Below are 4,479 nucleotides of genomic sequence, written 5' to 3'. Positions count from 1 at the left end.
TTTTTAGAAAGTACCTTTAGTATTTGTTGAGAAGTAAAGGTAAATTTTGCCAGGAATTGAAAAATTAGAGAAAAAATTGAAAGAAGAGGTTAATAATAATTTTTCTTATAAGTAGAAGTTCACCCTGAAAGTTATGAAGCGATAATATGTAGCAAGTTGTTAATCTATAGAACTCCTACAGTTTTGTCAAGGTTACAGCAGTAGTATTTTTTTGATCTACATCAGAAACTTTTGCGGGCTATAAAGTTAGACAAAAATCAACAAAATATCTAGTCTGTCACAGGCTTAATTTTGTAGTTAAATTAGTTGTAAATGGAGTTGTACTGATTGACACTCTCATTAGCATAGCCATCATTTATTGATGGTTGACTATTTATTGGACTGAGAACCTTTTTGAGGGCAAAAAATAGCATTGAGACGACTGTTACTGCAACTAGGGGGCAAATCATGCATGAGCATGATTCACAAGCACAGTTCATTTGAATTAAATGAGTCATTTTTAAGATTATTACGATAGACTATCGACAGTCTAGCATCTGAAATATTGCTTTGGGAAAAATTTTTTAATTTCTTCACTATTTAAACAATTGTCATAGTTTGGAGGTTTAAATTTGCTAAACAAAAATGACAATACTTTAGAAAAACTACTATTAAATCGAATTCCTAACATGATAATTTCTGTAATTTGCTATCGTACTTTTTATCTGCTAAAAGCTAAATTAAAATAATGCTTGAAGTTACAAACTTAGTCAAATATAAGTAAGCATTCAGCTATTAGCTGTCAGCTCTCAGCTTTCAGCAATAATATCTCGCCTTTAAAATCAATATACAGCTAACTTTTAGACTTTTTTGTAGTCAGTTGAATTCTGGTTTAATAATATCCCTGAAGAAAATGGTGGAAATAAAGCTTTTATTCCATATCAATAGCAATAGCTGATTGCTGACGGCTGAATGCTTACAAATATAAGGTAAGGATTTCCTACGGAATGCTGCGCAAACAGTTATTAGTACCCAGCAGTCAGCTCCTAGCTTTTTAATGAATGAAGACAGCATTTTTTTTATTATACTAAATTTTTAACCACAAATTATATGAGTTATTAACTCATATAATTTGTGGCAGTAAATTATAGCTCTATCTCAAAAGCTGAAAGCTGAATACTTGAAATAGAAAGATTAGCACCAGTTTTACTACATACAAAGAATTCAAGCATTAATTAAGCGTTTAAAAATTCTCAAAAAACAATGTTAATTACAGGAAAAAATATTGTTTTTACTCTATATAGGACTTGCGCACTGTGACGAAATAATAGGGGTTTGAGATTGCCTCGCTGTCGCTCGCAATGACGCAAAATGCTTATTTTAGGTATTGAGTGCGTAAGTCCTATCTATAATTAGCTGACCGAGTTTATATTTGAGATGGAGGAAAAATTCGATAGCATGGAAAAATTGAGACATTACCTTCTGACTCTGATTTACTATGGCAATATTTGGTTTGAAGTAGCAGTCAGCTATTAGCAATTAGCTTCTTGTTATCTCTATTAAAGCGATCGCCTAAACTTTGTGGAGTAATATTACTCCTAAAAATTTCCATATTCTTAAACTTTTCAGCATTTTTCCCTTCTCCATCAAAAATTATCTCCTCACAATGTTATTCTGATATAAAGAATTAGAGACTGTTTGTAAAATAAGTATTAATAAAAAAGTTTCACAACTCAATCTTAAAGCTTGAATAAGGCAAAGGATTGAAATAACTGTACATAGGGATGAGGTATGACTATTCATAGTAAATCAGATAAGAGTGAATTTCGTGATAACAAATAATTATTTTTTTGCCTATTTCCTGTTCCCTGTTCCCTATCTTCTTTTTTTATATTTACTTTACAAACAACCTCTTAATTATAAACTGCTAAATTATCAACTTTTTAAATTAAAAAATATTGTGGAAAATAAATCTCATGGTCAAACCAAACAGCAAAAATTACCTAACCAAAGATGGTTAATACATCCACAACAAGTAGAAAAAAACCAACAATTAGCTANTTTTCGGCCAAATTTTCTCTTAATTATAAACTGCTAAATTATCAACTTTTTAAATTAAAAAATATTGTGGAAAATAAATCTCATGGTCAAACCAAACAGCAAAAATTACCTAACCAAAGATGGTTAATACATCCACAACAAGTAGAAAAAAACCAACAATTAGCTACAAGTTTAAAAATATTACCTTTAATAGCTCAAACACTAATTAATCGTGACATTTCTACTATAAAAAAAGCAGAAGCATTTCTCAACCCTGACTCAATAAAATTACCTTCTCCAATACAAGAATTTCCCGACTTAGATATCAGTTTAAATTTATTAGAAACTACAATTTCCCAAAACAAAAAAATTTCTATCTGTGGCGACTATGATGCGGATGGTATGACTAGCACTGCTTTATTATTGCGTAGTCTGAAACACCTGGGGGCAAAAGTTGACTATGCTATTCCTAGTCGGATGCAGGAAGGTTATGGTATTAACCAACGTATTGTTGAAGAGTTTCACGAAGAAGGAGTTAGTCTCATTCTGACTGTGGATAATGGTATTGCTGCTTATCAACCTATTGCTAAAGCTAGAGAATTAGGTCTAAATGTTATTATTACTGACCACCACGATATTCCACCTAACCTACCTCCTGCTAATGCTATTCTCAACCCTAAATTAATTTCAGAAAATTCTCCTTATCGTGGTGTTGCAGGTGTGGGTGTTGCTTATATTTTGGCAGTGTCTTTAGCGAAACGTTTGGGAAAAATGGAAGGTTTAATTAAACCTCTATTAGAGTTATTTACACTTGGTACTATTGCTGACTTAGCACCTTTAACTGGAGTTAACCGTCGGTGGGTGAAAAGAGGATTACAATTTTTACCCCGCTCTCAGTTAGCAGGGGTAAAAGCATTAATTCAAGTATCTGATGTTAAAGCAAAAGAGCAAGACAACTCGAAACAAACCAATAATCAAAAATCCCTGAAACCTGATGATATTGGGTTCCGTCTTGGTCCGCGTATTAATGCTGTCGGACGTATTGCTGACCCACAAATTGTCATCGAACTTTTAACGACGGATGATATAGAAGTGGCAGAAACTAGGGCGAAACAGTGTCAAGAAATTAATCAAACACGGCAAGAGTTATGTGCGGAAATTGAGGAACAGGCGATCGCTTGGTGTGAGGAGAGTAGGATAAATTTACAGGAAGAAAGGGTATTAGTCGTGGTACAACCAGGATGGCATCATGGGGTTATTGGTATTGTTGCTTCCCGTTTGGTGGAACGTTATGGAGTACCTGTTTTTATTGGGAGTTATGAGGAGGAGCAAGAGCAAGACACAGATTTTGCTACGGATGCAGGGATGTCAGGTTCTACTATTCGAGGTTCTGCTCGTGGTATTCCTGAATTTCATGTTTTTGAGGCGCTACAATTTTGCGACGACTTATTAGGAAAATATGGTGGTCATAAAGCAGCGGGTGGTTTTTCTTTGCCTGGAGAAAATTTAGATAAATTTCGTTCCCGTTTGAGTGAATTTGCTCATCAATGTTTGGAAATTGATCATTTAAAACCGTTAGTTACTATTGATGCTGAAGCGGAATTTCCAGAACTTAATTTTGATTTGTTTCGACAAATAGATTTACTTCATCCCTGTGGAATTGAAAATAAATCTCCTATTTTTTATACTCGGAATGTACGAATTTATCAACAAAGAATTGTTGGTAAAGGTCATATTAAGTTAACTTTAGTGAAAGGGGAAAAGGAAATTCGGGCGATCGCTTGGCGTTGGGGTGATTATTTTCCTTTACCTCAATTGGTGGATGTTGCTTATGAATTGCGGGAAAATACTTGGAATTATCAAACTAATATTGAATTAGAGTTAGTTGGTTTACGTTTACCTAGAGAAGTTTCTCCTCAGCAAGATTCATCTATCCAACCTCGAAAAGTTGAATTTTCTTATAGCGATAGATCCTATATTTGCAGTCTTTATCAAATCGGAGATTTACAGGAATTAAGAATTAGAAATTCCCGTGGTGAAGTATTAGCTATTCAACAGGGAAAAAAATTTGGTTTGTTAGGTAAGAGTCGGGATAATGCTAAAGAAGTTGATGTTTCTCAACCTCGTTTTTTTCATTTAATTAAGGCTGCTATGAATGCTTTAAATCTCAATTAATGAATAGTGGAATTTTCTGACTATTACCTATAGAGCAATAATAGTTTCATTTTCTGAAGCTCATACCGGATGTGGGTGGGTAGTGGAATTTTTCTTCCCCATGCGTATGGAGCAATAGTAATTTCATTTTCTGAAGCTTACGCCGGATGTGGGTGGGTAGTGGGAATTTTCTTTTCTATTGCGTATGGAGCAATAGTAATTTCATTTTCTGAAGCTCACGCCAGATGTGGTTGGATAGTGGAATTTTCTCTTCTATTACTTACACACTCAGAATAATTTCATTTT

2 protein-coding genes are annotated in these 4,479 nt (G+C 33.7%); both read left to right on the top strand.

The window, feature by feature from the left end:
- Positions 1-2,103 precede the first annotated feature (2,103 nt).
- Positions 2,104-4,194, top strand: coding sequence for a single-stranded-DNA-specific exonuclease RecJ (recJ, locus tag AFK68_RS08930; RefSeq protein ID WP_371357293.1), 2,091 nt, complete (start codon positions 2,104-2,106; stop codon positions 4,192-4,194).
- Between the two features lie 69 nt (positions 4,195-4,263).
- Entirely contained in the window at positions 4,264-4,470 is a 207-nt protein-coding gene (locus tag AFK68_RS08925) for a hypothetical protein (protein WP_094672425.1), read from the top strand.
- Positions 4,471-4,479 lie beyond the last annotated feature (9 nt).

Origin of the sequence: Hydrocoleum sp. CS-953 (assembly GCF_002260545.1) — a bacterium.
Taxonomy (GTDB): domain Bacteria; phylum Cyanobacteriota; class Cyanobacteriia; order Cyanobacteriales; family Microcoleaceae; genus Trichodesmium.
This window is presented reverse-complemented; position numbering and strand designations above follow the sequence as displayed.